Raw genomic sequence first — 253 nt, 5'->3', positions numbered from 1 at the left:
CGTTCGCTCGCCGCTACTAGGGGAGTATCAATTGATTTCCTTTCCTCCGGGTACTTAGATGTTTCAGTTCCCCGGGTTTGCCTTTTTAAGCCTATATATTCAGCCTAAAAATACCTGGTCTTACACCCTGATAATCACTTCGCTGGCGACCACCCAGTGTTTTGATCGAAGATCAAAATGTACCGACCAAAGGTCGGCACGGAGCGGACATTGCGAAGCAATAACAGAGTATAATCAGGTGGGTTGCCCCATT

At 47.4% G+C, this 253-nt stretch carries 1 rRNA gene; it reads right to left on the bottom strand.

Annotation, left to right across the window (positions count from 1 at the left end):
• Positions 1-253 (bottom strand): 23S ribosomal RNA (locus FCK22_RS18465); the annotation flags it as partial.

Source organism: Sulfitobacter sp. 15WGC, assembly GCF_005068605.1.
Taxonomy (GTDB): Bacteria; Pseudomonadota; Alphaproteobacteria; order Rhodobacterales; family Rhodobacteraceae; genus Sulfitobacter; species Sulfitobacter faviae.
Note: the sequence above shows the minus strand (reverse complement) of the source record. Positions and strands in the feature narration are given on the sequence as shown.